At 57.7% G+C, this 16,245-nt stretch carries 19 protein-coding genes; 9 read left to right on the forward strand and 10 right to left on the reverse strand.

Going from position 1 to position 16,245, the window contains the following annotated elements; genetic code table 11:
- Positions 1–10: 10 nt before the first annotated feature.
- A complete protein-coding gene (locus ACR0FG_RS16415; RefSeq protein WP_170717039.1) occupies positions 11–643 on the reverse strand; it encodes an ATP-dependent Clp protease proteolytic subunit in 633 nt (210 codons plus the stop codon).
- Positions 644–1,031: 388 nt separating this feature from the next.
- Here ACR0FG_RS16415 and ACR0FG_RS16420 point away from each other — a divergent pair, with 388 nt between their 5' ends.
- From ACR0FG_RS16420 to ACR0FG_RS16430, 3 genes are all read left to right on the forward strand, one after another.
- Positions 1,032–1,370, forward strand: coding sequence for a metalloregulator ArsR/SmtB family transcription factor (locus tag ACR0FG_RS16420; RefSeq protein WP_170717040.1), 339 nt, complete (start codon positions 1,032–1,034; stop codon positions 1,368–1,370).
- 122 nt (positions 1,371–1,492) lie between these two features.
- A complete protein-coding gene (locus ACR0FG_RS16425) occupies positions 1,493–1,630 on the forward strand; it encodes an entericidin A/B family lipoprotein (RefSeq protein WP_170717042.1) in 138 nt (45 codons plus the stop codon).
- 827 nt (positions 1,631–2,457) lie between these two features.
- Complete coding sequence (locus ACR0FG_RS16430; RefSeq protein WP_480894088.1) at positions 2,458–2,886, forward strand: type II toxin-antitoxin system Phd/YefM family antitoxin; 429 nt, start codon at positions 2,458–2,460, stop codon at positions 2,884–2,886.
- Between the two features lie 81 nt (positions 2,887–2,967).
- Here the strand turns inward: ACR0FG_RS16430 and ACR0FG_RS16435 are convergent, their stop codons facing one another.
- The 3 genes from ACR0FG_RS16435 to lepA form a co-directional block, all read right to left on the reverse strand.
- Positions 2,968–3,420 carry a hypothetical protein gene (locus ACR0FG_RS16435; protein ID WP_480894089.1) on the reverse strand — a complete coding sequence of 151 codons (453 nt, stop codon included), beginning with the start codon at positions 3,418–3,420 and terminating at the stop codon, positions 2,968–2,970.
- 608 nt (positions 3,421–4,028) lie between these two features.
- The gene (locus ACR0FG_RS16440) at positions 4,029–5,078 is read right to left on the reverse strand and encodes a hypothetical protein (RefSeq protein ID WP_480894090.1); all 1,050 of its coding nucleotides are present in this window, start codon (positions 5,076–5,078) and stop codon (positions 4,029–4,031) included.
- Between the two features lie 68 nt (positions 5,079–5,146).
- On the reverse strand, positions 5,147–6,946 hold the full coding sequence (gene lepA / locus ACR0FG_RS16445; protein ID WP_480894091.1) for a translation elongation factor 4: 1,800 nt from the start codon (positions 6,944–6,946) through the stop codon (positions 5,147–5,149).
- Between the two features lie 87 nt (positions 6,947–7,033).
- Here lepA and ACR0FG_RS16450 point away from each other — a divergent pair, with 87 nt between their 5' ends.
- The 4 genes from ACR0FG_RS16450 (at position 7,034) to ACR0FG_RS16465 (ending at position 10,205) form a co-directional block, all read left to right on the forward strand.
- Positions 7,034–8,176: a hypothetical protein gene (locus ACR0FG_RS16450; RefSeq protein WP_480894092.1), complete on the forward strand. Its 1,143-nt coding sequence runs from the start codon at positions 7,034–7,036 to the stop codon at positions 8,174–8,176.
- 163 nt (positions 8,177–8,339) lie between these two features.
- A complete protein-coding gene (locus ACR0FG_RS16455; protein WP_480894093.1) occupies positions 8,340–8,648 on the forward strand; it encodes a hypothetical protein in 309 nt (102 codons plus the stop codon).
- A 65-nt stretch (positions 8,649–8,713) separates the two neighbouring features.
- A complete protein-coding gene (locus ACR0FG_RS16460) occupies positions 8,714–9,655 on the forward strand; it encodes a LysR family transcriptional regulator (protein WP_480894094.1) in 942 nt (313 codons plus the stop codon).
- A gap of 148 nt (positions 9,656–9,803) precedes the next feature.
- A complete protein-coding gene (locus ACR0FG_RS16465; RefSeq protein WP_480894095.1) occupies positions 9,804–10,205 on the forward strand; it encodes a hypothetical protein in 402 nt (133 codons plus the stop codon).
- A 95-nt stretch (positions 10,206–10,300) separates the two neighbouring features.
- Here the strand turns inward: ACR0FG_RS16465 and ACR0FG_RS16470 are convergent, their stop codons facing one another.
- Positions 10,301–10,750, reverse strand: a complete 450-nt coding sequence (locus tag ACR0FG_RS16470; protein WP_480894096.1) for a low molecular weight protein-tyrosine-phosphatase — start codon at positions 10,748–10,750, stop codon at positions 10,301–10,303.
- Positions 10,751–10,778: 28 nt separating this feature from the next.
- Between ACR0FG_RS16470 and ACR0FG_RS16475 the strand changes: the two genes are divergently transcribed.
- Complete coding sequence (locus ACR0FG_RS16475; RefSeq protein ID WP_480894097.1) at positions 10,779–11,480, forward strand: NAD-dependent deacylase; 702 nt, start codon at positions 10,779–10,781, stop codon at positions 11,478–11,480.
- A 60-nt stretch (positions 11,481–11,540) separates the two neighbouring features.
- The gene (locus tag ACR0FG_RS16480; RefSeq protein ID WP_480894098.1) at positions 11,541–12,152 is read left to right on the forward strand and encodes an HdeD family acid-resistance protein; all 612 of its coding nucleotides are present in this window, start codon (positions 11,541–11,543) and stop codon (positions 12,150–12,152) included.
- Between the two features lie 57 nt (positions 12,153–12,209).
- Here the strand turns inward: ACR0FG_RS16480 and ACR0FG_RS16485 are convergent, their stop codons facing one another.
- The 5 genes from ACR0FG_RS16485 to meaB form a co-directional block, all read right to left on the reverse strand.
- On the reverse strand, positions 12,210–12,668 hold the full coding sequence (locus ACR0FG_RS16485) for a copper chaperone PCu(A)C (protein ID WP_480894099.1): 459 nt from the start codon (positions 12,666–12,668) through the stop codon (positions 12,210–12,212).
- A gap of 41 nt (positions 12,669–12,709) precedes the next feature.
- Positions 12,710–13,060, reverse strand: coding sequence for a hypothetical protein (locus tag ACR0FG_RS16490; RefSeq protein WP_480894100.1), 351 nt, complete (start codon positions 13,058–13,060; stop codon positions 12,710–12,712).
- 391 nt (positions 13,061–13,451) lie between these two features.
- Complete coding sequence (gene rpmB, locus ACR0FG_RS16495; RefSeq protein ID WP_480894101.1) at positions 13,452–13,739, reverse strand: 50S ribosomal protein L28; 288 nt, start codon at positions 13,737–13,739, stop codon at positions 13,452–13,454.
- A gap of 118 nt (positions 13,740–13,857) precedes the next feature.
- Complete coding sequence (locus ACR0FG_RS16500) at positions 13,858–15,051, reverse strand: Hint domain-containing protein (RefSeq protein ID WP_480894102.1); 1,194 nt, start codon at positions 15,049–15,051, stop codon at positions 13,858–13,860.
- Positions 15,052–15,168: 117 nt separating this feature from the next.
- On the reverse strand, positions 15,169–16,152 hold the full coding sequence (gene meaB, locus ACR0FG_RS16505; protein ID WP_480894103.1) for a methylmalonyl Co-A mutase-associated GTPase MeaB: 984 nt from the start codon (positions 16,150–16,152) through the stop codon (positions 15,169–15,171).
- Between the last annotated feature and the right edge of the window lie 93 nt (positions 16,153–16,245).

Here is a 16,245-nt window from a genome sequence, read left to right on the forward strand (position 1 = left end):
GGTATCAAACTCAATCGTCGTCACCATCCATCTTGGCGCGGTTTTCGACGATTTCGTCGATGTGACCCCATTCCTTCGCCTCTTCAGGGCTCATGAAATTGTCACGATCCAGCGCTTTTTCAACCGCCTTTTTGGTCTGTCCCGTATGACGCACGTAAATATCATACAGGCGATCCTTAAGCTTTTGGGTTTCGGCCGCGTGGATCATGATATCGCTGGCCTGGCCCTGATAGCCACCGCTGGGCTGGTGCACCATGATCCGGCTGTTGGGCAGCGAGAATCGCATCCCATTCTCACCACCAGCCAGCAAAACCGATCCCATCGAGGCCGCCTGACCGATTACCAATGTGGAACATTTCGGCTTGATATACTGCATTGTATCGTAAATCGACAAACCGCTGGTCACGACACCACCCGGAGAATTGATGTAGATCGAAATCTCTTTGGTCGGGTTTTCCGCCTCAAGATGCAGTAACTGCGCCACGACCAGATGGCTCATCCCATCATGGATAGGACCGTTGATGAAAATGATCCGCTCTTTCAGCAGGCGCGAGAAAATATCGTAAGCACGCTCACCCCGGCTGGTCTGTTCGACGACCATGGGGACGAGCGTGTTCATGTAGGTGTCAACTGGATCGAACATTGGGAACCTGCCTGTTTTGCGATGGATCGGGACATTACCCGAAGAAGAGTTACCCAAGTCTTAGTGCCGCTGCGGGGGGGCTGCAAGGGGGGGCGAAACGATCACTAGGTACGGTGTTTGGACGAGACCGCCATTGGCCCCGAACCTGTGCATGTTCGCAACGGAATCTCGGTGGAGGTCAAATGGTTTGAATCCGAATTCACGGCTGGAATACCCGATTGGCACCTCAACGACGGAGGCAATTCCCGCTATTTTCCCCTGAACTTCTCACAGCATTTTGATCCATACATATGAAAATACATGATTGAACTATGTGGACAACATAACACGTAAATTGCACACACAGCCGCCATTGGCGCAGCGAACAGGCAGACAAGGAAACGCAAATATGGCACTTCCCAGGCTTTCAAATGACATGGATCCTCAGGGTTTGAGTGACATGGTTGCAAACGCAACGCGCGCATCCAATTTTCTGAAGGCGATCAGTCACGAGGGCCGGCTGATGATCCTGTGCCATCTGGTCTCGGGCGAAAAATCGGTCACCGAGCTAGAAGAGTTGCTATCCGCACGTCAGGCTGCCGTATCGCAGCAATTGTCCCGGCTGCGGCTGGAGGGGTTGGTGACACCCCGCCGCGAAGGCAAGGCCATCTATTACCGCCTCGCGGATGACAAACCTCGCCGAATGCTTGAGGTGATCTACGAGCTGTTCTGCAATAACGACACCTAACCAACTGAAATTAAATTGATTTTAATGCTCCGCTTCACGTGGTTGCCCGCTGGCAACAAACCTGTGGCTCCGCCGTTCGAAACCTGCTAGTTCAATTGTGAAGAACACTGATGGAGTTACTGATGATCCGCACAATTCTGATTGGACTGGCCCTGTTCACCCTGACAGCCTGCGAAACCGCAAAGGGCGCGGGCAAAGATATCGAAAAGGCAGGAGACGCCATTCAGGGCGCTGCGACGGACGTTCAGGAAAGCCTGTAATTCCGCAACCTATCGCAGCCGCGCAACAACACTCCACAATATCTTGTTGCCACCCATAGCTGAATAAGGTAGATATGCGGGCACAGGTGCATAGACGCGGCATTGCATTTTGACACTCTAACGGGGTTCTTTTGCGCAAGCAGAAGAACCCCGTTTCCGTTCCCGAGGGTGGTGTGTGGTAGCCTGTATAAAACCTTGATTCAGAAAAGGAAAAGGCGTCAGGTGCTCAGACGCGGTCTTTGCATGCATCCTTGCGGACACCCCTGACGCCTTGCCGGTCCGTCCCGCCCGAAAGCGTTCCGATCCAGTCGCCGCAGCCCTCGAAAGGACCTTGGCCGCTGCGGCACGCGCTATGTCGCGTCGCAGCCATACATCGACCTTCTGAGAGGTTGATCACCTGCCCCGAACCGAAGCCCGGACCACCTGATCCACCACCGGTAAGCCATTGCAACCAAGGGCAAATCCTAAAATCCGCCTTCGCCGCTGGGGCCCCCTTGGCCTTTGCGTCCTGCCCCTGTTCCGAGGAACGGAAGCAGTAAACAGACTGTTGCATCCGCACCGCCACCAGACAAGAAAATAGCACTGCAGCATGAAAATTAGACGGGGATAAACTGTTGATATCCGCCGGGAGAGCGCTGTGGACAACTCGGCAATTCCGCGACAACGGGCAGGGTTATCGGTGGAAAAACTCAGATCTGAAATTTCACCCCGATTTCGGCCGGTTTCTGCAGGTGCAAAGGCCCGTACGCCGCGTTAAAAGCAAATTGTCCGGTTTGTACAACACTCAGACCCCCAATCTTTCGTTTTGTACCACCGGAGATTCGCCCATGCGCCTGACCATTTCCCAAGCCCGCGCCCGTTTGGGAGAGCTGGCCACCCTCTCGCAAGACCCCCGGCAGGTGATCGTGCTGACCCGCCATGGCAAACCGATGGCCGCGCTGGTGTCGATGGCCGAGGCCGAGCGGATCTGGGACCTGCAGGATGACGAAAGGGTCGGACGCAAACACCCGCTCAGCGGGTTGCGCGGGTGGTGGTCGAAGGGGCGTGGGATCGAGGGAATGGAACCGGGGCCGGACGGCAGGTACCTCACCGCGCGCGACGCCGCGCTGAAGGTCCGCGAGATCCAGATGACCCGTGCCGAGGAACGCCGCATCCTCAGTCGCGGAGGTCTGGACCCTGTCGCGGGCGGCGAGATTGCCGCCCGGCCCAACGTCTCGCTCTGGAGACGTTTGTTCATGAGAAGCGCTCCGACCTGACCGGGGTACCTACTACTCCTGCCGCAGTCACAATGCGCAGCGGCAAACCCCCTTTTAACAGCCGGTCAGGCCGAAGACGCTTCAGTTCACCTGACGTTCCAGAACGGTGCTGTAGGCCGTTCCCCGACGCAGGCTACGGAAATCCGCGTAAATCTTGCCGTCCTTGTAATAGGCATCGACGATGGCGTTGACGCCCACATCCGGATCGGCCGAGCTTTCGACCAGCCCGATCTTGCCCGAGCCATCCAGACTGATGGTGCCGGTGGCATCAAAGACACGCCAGTCGGCATCGGCATTCGGACGCCACTTGCTGGGCCCCCAGAACAGGTTGTCCTGCTGCTGCTGGATATCCAGCAACCATTCGCCCTGATGAAAGCGCGGCGCATCCCCGGTAGCGGTGCGCGAGGGCGAGACCTTGGTATACGTCCCCGTCCATGCGCCGCGCAGGTCCGGCGTGGTCTCGGCCATCGAGGCAGTTGCGAGGGTGAGGCTGGTGGCCAGGGCGGCTGCTCCGGCAGTCATAAATCTGGTCATGGTCTTCCTCCTTCAGATCATGGCCATCGCTGGCCTTGGTCAACAGATTGGGAGGGGGTGCGGGGCTTACAAGTTTTCTAAAGGATTGTTCATGTGGGGTTAATGTTGGGGTGAGGCCCGTTTCGGAAACGGTCCAGTGGGTCGTTTCAGCGCCGAACGCGCGGAGCCCCGGGGCGCATGATGGGTTAAAAACCCATCCTACGTAGGGTGGGTTATTAACCCACCGATGTGTCCTATGGTTCTATCGAAACACCTTGATTAAAAAAGTTCCCATGTGAAAAACACTATAAATCATCCACAAACCAAGAACCGCTTCGGCCAACCAGACGGGGTTAAAGCCGGAAACTGTTTCAGAAAAATGGTAGGGGTTCAAAAGACTTCCAACCGCGAAGTAGGAAAGAAACGTGAGTGCTATAGTGCTGATGGGCCAGCGCTCTAACGTTTGGCGATAACTAAATCTCATGCGAAAAATCTAGCCGAGCAAAGCAAGGTTTGCCAGACGGTCGATCAGCAGAACCGAGGGGAGCGCCGGCCCAAGGGGGCGGGTCGGCGCGGCCCGGCGGTGCTACCGGGCGGTTGCGCTGAACCCAGATAAAGAGTCAGGGAAACTAGCTCATAAGGTCTGCTTCAGACAGATACATTGAGTTGTGCCAAATTAGTTCATTGGCGCTCACAGGCTCAAAAATTGAAGCATCCAACAACCTGTCATACCATTGTTGGCGCAACACATTAAGTGTGATGCCCAGGTTGCTCGATGAGAGACCTTTAATTGTTCCCATTTTTCTTGAGTGCTTATACAATTGGCCCTTGCCCAAAGACAGAGCACGAATGTTCAGCGGTAAGAATCCAAAACCCAAAAAGCAAACAACTTCGGAATCTGAAAGCCAGCTTTTTGCAATTTCAAGGTCATCTGGTTCTGCAACACCCTCTGTAAACGTCCTTAAACCCATCGCGGCTTCTGCGAGGTATCTGGGGTCTTTCCAGTTGCCGAATGAATTTGGAAAAGAACAATTCACCTTTCCCAAACTGCCATAGACATGCACAATATTCAGTGAATTGGCACAAATGGTATTCGCAGTTTCATTACTCACGTCAAAGTAAGACTTAATCGCTTGGTGAAAAAACTGTTCGATAACTCGGTCATAATTGAAGGTAATAAAACGGCAGGAAGAGAGTGCTGCACAAAACTCGCTCTCTCCTTTTTGCGTAACGAGTATTCGGAACAATTCCGAAAGCCAATTGGTCGGCAGCTGTGCAAACGAAGGTTGGTTATTAGTATTCCCGGTATCGAACCAAAGCTTGGAGCGCGCTTCTGCCTCGAGAACAGTTCTAGCAATAGCCAGTTTTCCAACTTCCACCCATCCGTCTTTCGCCTGATGAGTATCAAGAAAATTGTCGATTGATGGTGCAAGCCCCATGTTCTGACGAATATTTTTTGCAATGGATGCAAAAAACTGTCTGTTCCAACGTTGTTCTCTAGCCCTCGGCAAGTAGCTGAAAGCATGACAAAAATCTTTGTCGCCCGACCTCAACTCATCAAAGCTGTCAACTTCAACTGTGCAAACCTGTTCAATCTTTTTAACAAGTTCGTTTCCTGTTGGCAGGCCAAACTCTGCACTAGCGCCCGCACCAACAATAAACGTCTTAGTCCGCTTCATTAGAACACTTCCAAAAATTCAATCTATCTAAGCTAAAAGCTTCAGAACAATTTCTGGATGGTATTCGTCTATGAGTCCATCTTCAACGCTGAAATAAACGCCTCCTGCGGGATATCTACCTTCCCGAACTGGCGCATCTTTTTCTTACCCGCCTTCTGCTTGTCCAGCAGTTTGCGTTTCCGCGTGGCGTCGCCTCCGTAGCATTTGGCGGTCACGTCTTTGCGCAGTGCGCTCAGGGTCTCGCGGGCGATGACCTTGCCTCCGATGGCGGCCTGGATCGGGATTTTGAACATATGGCGCGGGATCAGGTCCTTGAGCTTTTCGCACATCGCGCGGCCTCGCATCTCGGCCCGGTCGCGGTGAACCATGGTTGACAGGGCGTCAACGGGTTCGTCGTTCACCAGCACCGACATCTTGACCAGATTATCCTGCGTGTAGCCGGTCATCTGGTAGTCAAAGCTGGCGTAACCTTTTGTTACCGATTTCAGGCGATCATAGAAATCGAACACAACTTCGTTGAGGGGAAGGTCGTACACGACCATCGCGCGGGAGCCCGCGTAGGTCAGGTCCAGCTGGATACCGCGGCGGTCCTGGCAGAGTTTCAGCACATCGCCCAGATATTCGTCCGGCACCAGAATGGTCGCCTTGATGCGCGGTTCCTCGATATGGTCAACCTTGGACGGGTCGGGCATGTCGGCGGGGTTGTGCAGCTCGATCATTTCGCCGTCTTTCATATAGACGTGATAGATCACCGACGGCGCGGTGGTGATGAGCTCGATATCGTATTCGCGTTCGATGCGGTCGCGGATGACCTCAAGGTGGAGAAGGCCGAGGAAGCCGCAGCGGAAGCCAAAGCCCAGCGCGGCCGAGGTCTCCATTTCGAACGAGAATGAGGCGTCGTTCAGCGCCAGTTTGTCGATCGCATCGCGCAGGTCTTCGAATTCGGAACTGTCGACGGGGAAGAGGCCGCAGAACACCACCGGCTGCGCGGGTTTGAAGCCGTCCAGCGCGTCCTCAGTCCCGTTGCGGTCATTGGTGATGGTGTCACCGACGCGGGTGTCGCGGACCTGCTTGATTGAGGCGGTGAGAAAGCCGATCTCACCGGGGCCAAGCGCGTCCACCATCTCCATCTCAGGGCGGAAGACGCCGACGCGGTCCACATGGTGCAGGGTGTTGTTCGACATGAACTTGACCCGCATCCCCTTTTTCAGCGTGCCGTCCATGATGCGGACCAGAACGATGACGCCCAGATAGGCGTCGTACCACGAATCCACCAGCATCGCCTTGAGCGGCGCGTCGAGATTGCCCTGCGGTGCGGGCAGTTGATGTACGATGGCTTCCAGAGTTTCGTGGATGCCCTGCCCCGTCTTGGCGCTGACCTGAATGGCGTCGGTGGCGTCGATGCCAATCACATCCTCGATCTGTTCGGCCACGCGGTCACAATCGGACGCGGGCAGGTCGATCTTGTTGAGCACCGGCACGATCTCATGATCGGCGTCGATGGCTTGGTACACGTTGGCCAGCGTCTGCGCCTCGACCCCTTGGGTCGAGTCCACGACCAGCAGAGAGCCTTCGACCGCGCGCATGGACCGGCTGACCTCATAGGCAAAGTCCACGTGGCCGGGGGTGTCGATCAGGTTCAGCACATACGCCTCGCCATTGTCGGCGGTATAGTCGATGCGAACCGTGTTGGCCTTGATGGTAATGCCACGCTCGCGCTCGATATCCATGCTGTCGAGCAGCTGTTCCTTCATGTCGCGATCCTTGACGGTCCCGGTCTCTTGGATGAGCCGGTCAGCAAGGGTGGATTTGCCATGGTCGATATGCGCGACGATGGAGAAATTGCGGATATGAGCGAGGTCTGTCATGGGTTGGGGATATGTAGAGGAATCGTGGGTTGGTCAAGGTGGGACGTTTAGTGTCTTTGAGACCTGATCAACTCGAATGGGATTATTATGCCGGAAGTTGATTATGATGAACTGCTCAGTGCAGAATTCGAGACACAGAGCACCCAGAAGTGTATCGGTGTGGCACTTCGAGCGGCATTGAGAGATTTTCCGACACTCAACTTGACAGGCAACCTCGATGCAACCAGAGATCTGTTGTTTCCCAGTGTGCGATTGCTCACACAATCTGTCGCGTATTGGTATTTTGGCAGCGAAGAAACCCGCGATGCGCTGAGGCGCGGACTACAAAACATCAAACCAAACAAAATCCTTTTGCACCGCAACTCCGCCCACGTAGCCGCACAAAGTACATACAACCGAGATAGCCAACTTGCGCGGCAGGCCACCGAGGATTCCATGGTGTCTTTTGCATCAGCCGCAGACAACGAAGAGATGTGGTACGACCATACTTCGCATCTCAGATTAACGCGGCTCGCTTACGACAATACAGCCGATCTGCTGCTAAGAAATTGTTTGGAAGATTTAAGAGCCCTTTCAGAGCAAGTTTTTGACAAACCGCTTTGGAGCGAAAGCTTTGAACCGCGTGTACCCCTTGAAGAACGGATCAATTTTGAAGAGTTCTTTCAAGGCCCGAGTTTTGCATTCTGGAGAAAATGGCGTCAAAGCTTTATTAACGGCCGACCGCTTGATTGGGAGCTACAACGAAAGATCGCACTGATCGACAACAGTATTTGGAACGCTGGGGCCGATGCAGTTGCCGATGAAATCGAACTGGTCTTGGCTCGATGGGAAGTCGAAAAAGCCCTGTCGAACTTAAGCGACAGCCTGCAAGCCCAAACATCAGCGCGCCACGGCATTGGAGGGAACAATCCTCCTGAGAGCATTCAATACGAGCGTTTGTCTGATGCGGTCGCGCTGATTTGGGAAGCCGAGCAAGAACTCTCGCAGGCCTTGGAACAGGAAAGTCCTGCTCGTGAGTGGGTTGAGGTCATTCTGAACAAACTAAAATCCGGGTTGACCGGCCTTCTCAAATGGTGTGCCGGAAAGTTCAATTTGGCAGTTGGCACCGCAGTCGTGGTTGGAACCACCAAAGGCACAACCGTTGTTGTGGATGCTTACATCGCCAAGCATCCAGAGAAGATTGAAGCCCTGATTGAAGCCCTCGAACGGTGGTTGCCGTTTCTGTCCTGACCAATGCCGGGCTGAAGCCCGGCCTACGGGGTGGGGTGTTTCTGACTCGGGCAATCACTTTTTCGCAACGTATGATTGATCCGTTAACCACTTTGATTCATACTCCCGCGCAGACCGAGAGGGGCACAAGACCCGTCCGGGCAGGCAAAAACGAGGCATGGGCATGAAAAATCTCATACTTATAGCATTTTGCGCCACGTCGATGGTGGCGGTGCAGCAACCGGCTGAGGCGGCGCAGATCAAGCGGGCGTGTTTGGCGTCGGATCGCTCGGCGGCGACGCGGGATCGGTGCAGTTGCATTCAGCGGGTGGCCAATCAGGCCCTCACGCGCAGCGACCAGAACACCGTCGCCAAATGGTTCGAAGACCCCCATCAGGCGCAGGAGTTGAAGATGTCGCAGACCGCACGCGATGATGCGTTGTGGGATCGGTATCAGAACTTTGGCCAGATGGCGCAGGCGATCTGCAGCTAAGCCCTGTCAGTCCTTGACCTGACTCGCCCTGCGCCCCAGAAAAGGCGCAGCGAAAGGTGTGTGCGATGGTGATGAAAGGGCTGACCCTGCGGGGCCTTGAGGTGTTCGAGGCGCTGGCGCGCACCGGATCGGTGGCGCAGGCGGCCGAGATCACGGGGCTCAGCCAGCCGTCGGTTTCCCAGCAATTGCGCAATCTTGAGAACGCTCTGGGCACCGAACTGGTGGATCACGGGCGGCGGCCGATGCGGTTGACGCAGGCCGGGCGCAGCTTTCTGGCGCGGGCGCAGGCGGTTCTGGGTGAATTGCAGATGGCGCAAAGCGAACTGGCGGTGATGGATCTGGGGCATCTGACCACGCTGTCCATCGGGTTGATCGATGATTTCGACAATGACCTGACGCCGCGGCTGGCCACCTTGCTGGCCGACAGTCTGACCCGGTCGAAATTCAAGCTGACCACCCTGCCCAGCCTTGAGATTTTCGAGGCGCTGGAGTCTCAGCGCCTGCATCTGGCCGTATCCGCCCATAGCGGCGAGGTTTTACAGGGTGTGGTCGAATACCCCCTGGTGCGCGATCCGTTCATTCTGGTGGTGCCGAAGGGGGCCGAGGATGCGACGCAGACGCTGCCGTTTCTGCGCTATTCGCGCGAACAGCTGATCAGCCGCCAGATCGAGGCGCATCTGGCGCGGCAGAAATTGGAGTTCGAGGAACGGTTCGAAATCGGCTCGCACCTGGCGCTGATGGCGATGGTGGCGCGCGGGCTGGGCTGGGCGATCACCACCCCGCTGGGCTATATGCGCGCGGCGCGATTCCACGACGGGATCGAAGCACACCCCTCGCCCTTTGGTGATTTCTCGCGGATGATCTCGCTGTTCACCCGATCCGACTGGTCCGATCAAGTCCCGCAAGAGGTCGCGGGTATGATCCGCAGGCTGATGCAAAGCCAGATCGTTGATCCCGCCGTGGCGCAGTTGCCGTGGCTGGAGGGGGAGTTGAGGGTTATGGGGTAGTTTGGGGGGAGCGGGGCAGACCCATCTTTCCATCAAGACTGCGACTACCCGACATCACTCTGTTGGGCGGGCAGTATGAGTATGGATTGCAACTACTGCGAGCTTGCTTTGCGTGTTTTTCTAACTGTGCTATCCGAGCTGCATGTTAATGGATTTCTTAAAAAAACTACGAGAGTCGCGATGGCTGCCATGGGTCGGTGTAGCGCCATTCATAATCGTCCCGGCCGCTGTGATTGTTAGTGGCGAAGTCCTAAAAGGCATTGGCTTCATCGCGTTTTTTATCAGCATGTGGGTGGGGGTCATTCTGGGCGGCAAATTAGCCGTTGCTGTTGCAACCCACGTCTTCAGGGCTTCCGATGGCATTGTCGCGCGTTTTGCAGTGGCCGGGGGTGCGTTCGGTTTTTTGTATTTGCCGCCGCTTGTCGGGATTTTCACAAACAACTACCTTGATACGGAAATAGACATGAACTCTCTTGGCACGCATTTTTTGTGGGCTTGTATCGGAGCGGTTATCTTCTTCTGTATTAATCCTTCAAATTCTGAGACATAACTACTCAACTAAAGGCTCAACATACGCGCGGCGATGTATGTTAAGAGCTCACTGCGAGTCCCGAGCTATTTCGCCAAAATGATCCGAAAAACACCCTACAACTTTTCCCCCAAATATACCTCCAACCCCGCAACCGCCTCTTCGATCAGATCCAACGCTCCATCGAAGTCGCGGGTGTAGTACGGGTCGGGGACGTGGTTGGCGCCGGTTTGGGGCGCGAAATCGGTTAGCAGGTGGACGGGGGTGTCGTTGCCCTTGGGGCGCAGGGCTTCGATGGCGGCAATGTTGTCGGCGTCCATGCCGATGATGAGGTCAAAGCGGGTGAAATCCTGCGCCTCGAACTGGCGGGCGCGCAGGTCGCTGAGGTCGATCTGGCGCGCTCGGGCGGCCTGTTGCATGGGGGCGTAGGGTGGGTCTCCGATATGCCAGCCGGATGTTCCGGCGCTGTCGGTCTGGTGGTGCGGGGCGCGGGCGCGAAAGGCGCCTTGGGCGGCGGGGGATCGGCAGATATTGCCGAGGCAGACGAATAGGATACGGTGGGTCATGGGTACGGGTGTAGCGCGTGAGGGGGCTATGGGAAAGATCGTCATTCTGACCGGGGCCGGGATTTCCGCCGAAAGCGGGCTGGGCACGTTCCGCGACGAAGGGGGCCTGTGGGCGCAGCACCGGATTGAAGACGTCGCCACGCCCGAAGGCTTTGCCCGCGACCCGGCGCTGGTGCATGGGTTTTACAATGCCCGCCGAGTGCAGGCGGCCAAGGCGCAGCCCAATGCCGCGCATCGCGCGCTGGCGCGGTTGCAGCAGGGCTGGCCGGATGAGGTGGTTATCGTGACGCAGAATGTCGACAGCCTGCATGAGGCGGGCGGGGCAACAGGTGTTCTTCACATGCATGGCACGCTGGCGGGGGCCTTGTGCGCGGCTTGCGGGCATCGATGGACCTCACCACCCGAGATGGCGGTGGGAGAGCCCTGCCCGGCCTGTCAGCAGCCTACGGCCCGGCCTGATGTAGTCTGGTTTGGTGAGATGCCGTATTTCATGGATGAGATATATGATCACCTTTTTGATGCGCAGATATTCGCGGCCATTGGGACGTCCGGTCAGGTCTATCCGGCGGCGGCATTTGTGCATGAGGCAGCGGCGCGTGGGGCCGAGACGGTTGAGCTGAATCTTGAGCCGTCTGAGGGCGTGTCTTTCTTTGACACCACGCGGCTTGGGCCAGCGACGGAAACCGTGCCGCAGTGGGTCGACGCGTTGCTGGCGCGGCGCGGGGCATAATCTGCGCAGACAAGCGCGTGCGGCGTGGCTATGCTGACGCGACAACCATAAAGAGAGTGAATGATGACAAATCAGGACCCCAAGACCGGAGAAATTCTTGACGATGGCAGTATGCGGGAGCGCGACGCGCTGAGCGCGCAGCTGTCCGATCTGTGGTGGACCTTTCTGATCCGGGGGATACTGGCCGCCTGTGTCGGCATCGCGGCGCTGTTCTGGCCAAGCAGCAGCATCTCGCTACTGTTGCGGCTGGTCGGGCTGATGCTGATCCTTGACGGCGGGCTGACGCTGCTGGGCTTTGGGCGGCGCGGGCTGATTGGTGGCGTTGGCATCGGGGCCATTGTGATCGGTCTGATCCTGTTGATCTGGCCCGAGGGCGCGGCAAAGCTGGCGTTTTTCCTGCTGGGGGCCTGGGCGCTGATCATCGGCATCGGCTCATTGGCTGCGTGGCAGCAGATGCACGAGCGTGACCCGCAGCGCAATGCGATGCGCAATTCGGGATTTGTGGCGCTGGCGCTGGGGCTGCTGTTGCTGTTTGCGCCGGGGATTGGCCTGATCGCGTTGGGCTGGGCCATTGCGCTGGCGGCGCTGGCCATGGCGGTGGTCATGTTCTGGCTGACCAAGCATTTCAAGGATGCAGGCGACCGGGTGGGGATGAAAACCGTCAACCGGTAGGAGCGGGATCAGACCGGGCCCCTGCCCGGTCTGTCGCATGGATGATGGCGGCCGCGCTTAGTGCGAATGCGCGCCGTCTTTGCGTTTCAGATCGACGGGGATGTCGACCTGAACCTCTCCGGCCTGTTCAAAGATCAGAGTCACCGGAATCGTGGCGTCCTGTTCGAAGGGTTGGGTCAACCCCATGAACATCACGTGGTCGCCGCCCCGTTGCAGCATGTGGGATTCGCCTGCGGGGATGGCAAAGCCTTCCTCGACATGGATCATCTTGGCGACGCCGTTTTCGTCAACCTTGTGGGTGTGCAGCTCGACCCGGTCGGCAACGTCCGAGGTCACACCGATCAGGCGGTCGTCGCTGTCGCTGGTGTTGACGATCATCATGAAGGCTGCGCCCGCCTTGGCGTGTTTGCCCGATGATCTGGCATAGGCATCATCAACCTGAATGTCGCCCGCAAGGGCCGAGGTGGCAAGGGTGGCAAAGGCCAGTGTGGCCAGAAGTTTGGATGTGAGGGTCATTGCGCCTCTCCTGTAATTCAAAGTCTGTGTCAGGGGGTGGATCACAGGGTTACAGGGGGCGCGCGCGCGGGTTTCAGCGGCAGCGGAGCGGCGATCAGGCTGGCAAAGGCGCGGTCCGGTGCAACACGCGCGCGTTCAGGCGCAGGCGGCAGGGGTGGCTGATCGACCAACAGCGCGCCCAGCAGGGTCAGCGCATAGTCAGGACAATAGTGCGGAGGTTTTGTGGGTTGGCCTTCGGCATCCATATAGACGACCACAGGGCCGGTTCCGGTGCACAGCACCATTTGCCCGACGGCCTGATCGACGCCGCGTGAGGCGGCAATGCTTTGCCCTGTCAGCCCCAGCAGGGCCGACAGGGCAAAAGCCAGTGTTATGCGCAGCAGCGTCGTCATTCCGGCGCCGGGTATAGGGCAGGAAAAACCCTGCCTTCAAGCACCAACGCCGATGCTGCGGCGTTGCGTCAGCCATTCCCCCCCTGACGCTTGACCACATCCACGGTCAGGCTGTTATGCCTTCGGTTGACGCGGCGCTGCATTCGGGTGCAGGCACTGAACGTACGGCCAATGAAATTTGGCACACTCATGAGAATATGAATTGGTTTAATGAACATCGAAACGTTTCCCCCGTTTTGATGGGGAAAATGTAGCTGATATTCACCATTCCTAATGTGAACAACATCACAGAACGGGGCAATTTATACACAATCCGGCAACAATAAACCGGGCACGAAAAAAGCCCTGCACCGCAAGGTACAGGGCCTGATCAACTGTACGTTGTGAAGATTTACGCCGAAGCCTGAGCCTTGGCGATTTCTTTCTTCACTTTCAGTGCGTTGTCGGACAGCTCTTCGTCCTTGGCTTTGGCCAGGAACGCGTCCAGACCACCGCGGTGATCAACCGAACGCAGAGCAGCGGCCGAGATGCGCAGCTTGACGCCACGACCCAGGATTTCCGACTGCAGAGTAACGTCGTTCAGGTTGGGCAGAAAACGACGACGAGTTCTGTTTTTGGCGTGGCTGACATTGTTGCCAGTCATCGGGCCTTTTCCGGTCAGTTCGCAACGGCGCGACATGGTTTCTTCCTTTGTTTCTGGAGGCCGGGCCATAGCCCTCGGCCAAATCACAAGAGGCGCAACCCGAAGTCGCGCCCGAAAACTGGTTGGATGCGTTTAGTGGGAATCGGGACAAGGGTCAAGACAGGCGGCGCGAATTCTTTGCGCCGTCGTCAAATCCCGATATGCCTGCGTTCAGGGGCATCTGCAACAGGGGTTTGCGGTTCTTCAGGTGCCGCGTCACAAGCCGGGTCTGCAACTTGCCCTGAGGGATCAGCCGGGCCGGATCGGCAACGTGGTTCAGGTCGGCCAGTTCGGGGAAAATTCCGAATATTTCCTGCCGCGCCGCGCAGCTGAGGGTTTTCAGGGCCTCAGGCCCGGTGAACAGGCTTTCGGTCGGGGCGCCTTCGGCAAAGATCACCTGATGGCGGTCGAACAGAAGATGAAAATACTCGACACTATCGACAGCATCATCGATGTAGATCCCCGGCAAGGCGGTCAGCTTGATCGCGGGGATCAGCACCTCGGTCGTGCCAAACATGCGCTGCGCGATTCTGGAGTGCACCAGCATCCGGTGTTGCCGCGACACCAGCAGATCACGCGCAGGCAAGCCGCCACCCAGCGCACCGGCAGGAATACGGACAGGATAGAGCTTGGGGTTGTCCCGCAGCTGAACCGCGTCAAAGCGACGACGGCCGATCCAGCGGATGGGATGGGCATCGGTTTCAAGCGTCGGTATCAACTCTCCTTGCTCAAGATCCTGAATGGGTCTGTCGCCGCTTTGGGTGCGGATCAGAGTGCCGCAGGTAAAACAGGGGATGCCAGCGCCGCCATCGAACGACCGGTAGCTGACGGACGACCCGGATGGAAGCGTGAACGAGCCGGTGGACAGGGAGTAGCTGACGCCTTCTTCGACGGTGAATGTTCCAAAGGTGTCGTCGGTAACAACCGTCCCCACCGGCAGGTTCAGGGTATCGGTGCCCGCCCCGCCGCGCAGGTCGCCACTGGCAGTGCTGCTTTGAAAATTCAGCGTATCATTGCCACCGCCCAAGCGAATATTGTTAATCTCTGACCCACGCACCGTCACGGTGTCGCTGCCGCTGCCACCTGCGATCAGACCGTCTACGGTACTGTCGGTGATGACGATTTCGTCGCTGCCCTGATTGCCGCGAATGCTACCGATTATGGTGCTGCCACTGACGGTGATGGTGTCATCACCAGCCCGACCATTGATATTGTCAATCGGCGACCCTTGCGGCGTCCCGTTCAGGGTGCCGGAGTCATTTGTGACATTAATATCGTCATCGCCATTCGTGCCATTAATATTGGGCATATAAGGCGGCTCCTGAACACAAAGTCAGTGGGCGTAATGCCCTATCGTAGCACGATTTTCGCCGCCGGTCAGCCCGGCATACAATCTTAAGGTTAATGGCTTCCCGGATCGGAACCCCTAAGCCTGTTCGGGCATCACCGCGTGCAGCATCTCGTCTGCAGCGGCCGAGGGGCTGAGCTGCCCGGTGCTGACTGCATGTCCAAGACGCTCCATCTCGGCCCGGGCCTGCGGGGTAGATAGGCGCGCCAGCAGGGCCTGCCGGACCTCTTGTTCGAACCAATAGCGCGCCTGTGCGGCGCGGTTCGTGGCCCAGTGGCCCTTGTCGCGGCGCCATGCGGTCAGGGCTTGCATTTCGGTCCATGCCGCATCCAGCCCATGTTCCTCGACCGCCGAGACGGTCATGGCCTTGGGAAAGCCTTCGGGATCCTGCGAACGCTTGCGCAACAGTCTGAGCGCGCCGGAATAGTCGGCGCAGGTGCGGGTCGCGGTGGCCTTGAGGTCGCCATCGGCCTTGTTGATCAGGATCAGGTCGGCCATCTCCATGATGCCGCGTTTGACGCCCTGAAGTTCGTCCCCGCCCGCCGGGGCCAGCAGCAGCAGGAACAGGTCGGACATTTCGGCCACCACGGTTTCCGACTGACCGACACCCACGGTTTCGATCAGCACCACGTCGAACCCTGCCGCCTCGCAGAGCGCGATGGCCTCACGCGTGCGGCGGGCGACGCCGCCGAGGTGGCTTTGGCTGGGCGAAGGACGGATAAAGGCGTTCTTGTCGCGGCTCAGACGCTCCATCCTTGTTTTGTCGCCAAGGATCGAGCCGCCCGAGCGGGATGAACTGGGGTCGACGGCCAGCACAGCAACGCGCAGCCCCTGCCCCGTCAGCATCATGCCGAAGCTTTCGATAAAGGTGGATTTGCCAACACCCGGCGTTCCGGACAGGCCGATTCGCAGCGCCTGCCGCTCTGATGCGGCCAATTTGGCCAGCAGCGCAGTGGCCTGCGCCCGGTGATCGGCGCGCCCGCTTTCCACCAGCGTTATCGCCCGCGCCAGCGCGCGCCGGTCTGCGTTCAGTATCCTGTCGGCCAGGCTGTCTGTGTCCATTTCAACCCCGAGAGTTTGCGGCAGGACTAGTTGCCTTGGCCCAGGGGGATTTGTCCAGACCGAAGCGCGGCTATCTGTGCGGGCCAGAACTGG

The sequence above is a fragment of the Ruegeria sp. E1 genome, assembly GCF_056534225.1.

What these genes read in the sequence shown, in the direction of transcription:
- lepA (WP_480894091.1), bottom strand. Translation starts at nt 6,946, where the DNA reads ATGACAGACCTCGCTCATATCCGCAATTTCTCCATCGTCGCGCATATC.
- ACR0FG_RS16500 (WP_480894102.1), bottom strand. Translation starts at nt 15,051, where the DNA reads ATGCCCAATATTAATGGCACGAATGGCGATGACGATATTAATGTCACA.
- ACR0FG_RS16440 (WP_480894090.1), bottom strand. Translation starts at nt 5,078, where the DNA reads ATGAAGCGGACTAAGACGTTTATTGTTGGTGCGGGCGCTAGTGCAGAG.
- ACR0FG_RS16490 (WP_480894100.1), bottom strand. Translation starts at nt 13,060, where the DNA reads ATGACGACGCTGCTGCGCATAACACTGGCTTTTGCCCTGTCGGCCCTG.
- ACR0FG_RS16475 (WP_480894097.1), top strand. Translation starts at nt 10,779, where the DNA reads ATGGGAAAGATCGTCATTCTGACCGGGGCCGGGATTTCCGCCGAAAGC.
- ACR0FG_RS16430 (WP_480894088.1), top strand. Translation starts at nt 2,458, where the DNA reads ATGCGCCTGACCATTTCCCAAGCCCGCGCCCGTTTGGGAGAGCTGGCC.
- ACR0FG_RS16420 (WP_170717040.1), top strand. Translation starts at nt 1,032, where the DNA reads ATGGCACTTCCCAGGCTTTCAAATGACATGGATCCTCAGGGTTTGAGT.
- ACR0FG_RS16450 (WP_480894092.1), top strand. Translation starts at nt 7,034, where the DNA reads ATGCCGGAAGTTGATTATGATGAACTGCTCAGTGCAGAATTCGAGACA.
- ACR0FG_RS16435 (WP_480894089.1), bottom strand. Translation starts at nt 3,420, where the DNA reads ATGACCAGATTTATGACTGCCGGAGCAGCCGCCCTGGCCACCAGCCTC.
- ACR0FG_RS16485 (WP_480894099.1), bottom strand. Translation starts at nt 12,668, where the DNA reads ATGACCCTCACATCCAAACTTCTGGCCACACTGGCCTTTGCCACCCTT.
- ACR0FG_RS16465 (WP_480894095.1), top strand. Translation starts at nt 9,804, where the DNA reads ATGGATTTCTTAAAAAAACTACGAGAGTCGCGATGGCTGCCATGGGTC.
- ACR0FG_RS16455 (WP_480894093.1), top strand. Translation starts at nt 8,340, where the DNA reads ATGAAAAATCTCATACTTATAGCATTTTGCGCCACGTCGATGGTGGCG.
- rpmB (WP_480894101.1), bottom strand. Translation starts at nt 13,739, where the DNA reads ATGTCGCGCCGTTGCGAACTGACCGGAAAAGGCCCGATGACTGGCAAC.
- ACR0FG_RS16470 (WP_480894096.1), bottom strand. Translation starts at nt 10,750, where the DNA reads ATGACCCACCGTATCCTATTCGTCTGCCTCGGCAATATCTGCCGATCC.
- ACR0FG_RS16460 (WP_480894094.1), top strand. Translation starts at nt 8,714, where the DNA reads ATGGTGATGAAAGGGCTGACCCTGCGGGGCCTTGAGGTGTTCGAGGCG.
- ACR0FG_RS16415 (WP_170717039.1), bottom strand. Translation starts at nt 643, where the DNA reads ATGTTCGATCCAGTTGACACCTACATGAACACGCTCGTCCCCATGGTC.
- ACR0FG_RS16480 (WP_480894098.1), top strand. Translation starts at nt 11,541, where the DNA reads ATGATGACAAATCAGGACCCCAAGACCGGAGAAATTCTTGACGATGGC.
- ACR0FG_RS16425 (WP_170717042.1), top strand. Translation starts at nt 1,493, where the DNA reads ATGATCCGCACAATTCTGATTGGACTGGCCCTGTTCACCCTGACAGCC.
- meaB (WP_480894103.1), bottom strand. Translation starts at nt 16,152, where the DNA reads ATGGACACAGACAGCCTGGCCGACAGGATACTGAACGCAGACCGGCGC.